Origin of the sequence: Streptomyces phytophilus (genome assembly GCF_013870535.1) — a bacterium.
Classification (GTDB): Bacteria; Actinomycetota; Actinomycetes; order Streptomycetales; family Streptomycetaceae; genus Streptomyces; species Streptomyces phytophilus.
In genome coordinates this window covers 1-1119 of sequence record NZ_JACBXC010001646.1, presented here as the reverse complement: position 1 = coordinate 1119, position 1119 = coordinate 1, and the positions used below count along the sequence as shown (strand labels likewise).

Annotated in this window: 1 protein-coding gene and 1 pseudogene; both read right to left on the bottom strand. The window is 73.1% G+C overall.

Annotated features, from left to right (window positions below; translation table 11 throughout):
• Window positions 1-12: 12 nt before the first annotated feature.
• Window positions 13-639: a TIGR03085 family metal-binding protein gene (locus tag H5J30_RS34910; RefSeq protein ID WP_181791812.1), complete on the bottom strand. Its 627-nt coding sequence runs from the start codon at window positions 637-639 to the stop codon at window positions 13-15.
• 55 nt (window positions 640-694) lie between these two features.
• Window positions 695-1119 (bottom strand): annotated as a pseudogene (locus tag H5J30_RS34905) (septum formation family protein); the annotation flags it as partial.

The window sequence follows — 1119 nt, the reverse complement described above, 5'->3', positions numbered from 1 at the left end:
GGCTGCTGATCATCACCATCGGGTCGTTGAACCGAGGGGTGCGGCGTCCTCGTCGCCCTCCACGTCCACCTTCGCCCACTCCTGCCGCCCGGTGGCGTACAGCAGCAGCTCCGCCGGCTCCCCGGTCACCGTGACCACCGGCGTGCCCCGGTGGGCCACCGCCGTCTGCCCGTCCGGCCGGCGCAGCACCAGCCCCACGGGCGACTTGCGGCCCATCATCCGGGCGCCGCGCTCCAGGCGCTGCCACAGCGTGTCGGAGAAGAGCGGGTCCAGCTCGCGCGGCGTGTAGTCGGGCTGCGCGCGGCGGACGTCCTCGGCGTGGACGTAGAACTCCACGACGTTCGCGGCCTCGTCGACCTGCTTGAGCGCGAACGGCGAGAACCGCGGCGGCCCGCTGCGGATGAGCTGCACCAGCTCCTCGTACGGCTTCTGCCGGAACTCCGCCTGCACGCGCTCCAGACGGTTCTGCAACGGCTTGAACAGGATCCCGCCGGCCGCGTCCTGCCGGCGCTCGCGCACCACCACGTGCGCGGCCAGGTCGTAGGTCGTCCAGCCCTCGCACAGCGTCGCCGCCTCGGGCCCGGCGCCCTCCAGCAGATCGGCGAGGAGCAGCCGTTCACGCTTCGCATGGGTCGTCATGCGGCCACCCTACGACCGCCGACCGCGCCGGGGCACGCAAGGCCGCGCCGGGGCGTCACGGCAGCGGCTGGGTCAGCTTCGGGCCGTCGGGCTCGGTGCTCAGCGTCAGCGCGCAGGAGATCTCGTCCTGGCTCTGGTACTCGTACGTCGTCAGCGTCGGGTACAGCGCGTAGTAGAAGTAGTGCCGCCCGTCCGCCGGCATCGTCTCCAGCTTCTCCTCCGCGGCCCGCTGGCACAGCCCCAGCGCCTGGTCGTCGAGCGCGTCGCCGTCCGGGAAGTCGCCGCTGAGCGTGCGGTTGCCGATGACCTCGCCGTCGTGCGGGCCCGCGCAGGGGCGGCTCTCGACCGACTCCACGCCGCTGTCCAGCGACGGGTGGTCGAAGCACTCGCCCGTGCGCAGCACCACGTACGGGATGTGCGACTCGCTCGGCTCCAGATCGCCCCTCGCGTCCGCCGTGCCCGCCGCCGATCCCGCGCTCG

Bases quoted from the DNA above. Each gene is read 5' to 3' on its own strand.
- H5J30_RS34910 (WP_181791812.1), bottom strand. From the start codon at position 639: ATGACGACCCATGCGAAGCGTGAACGGCTGCTCCTCGCCGATCTGCTG.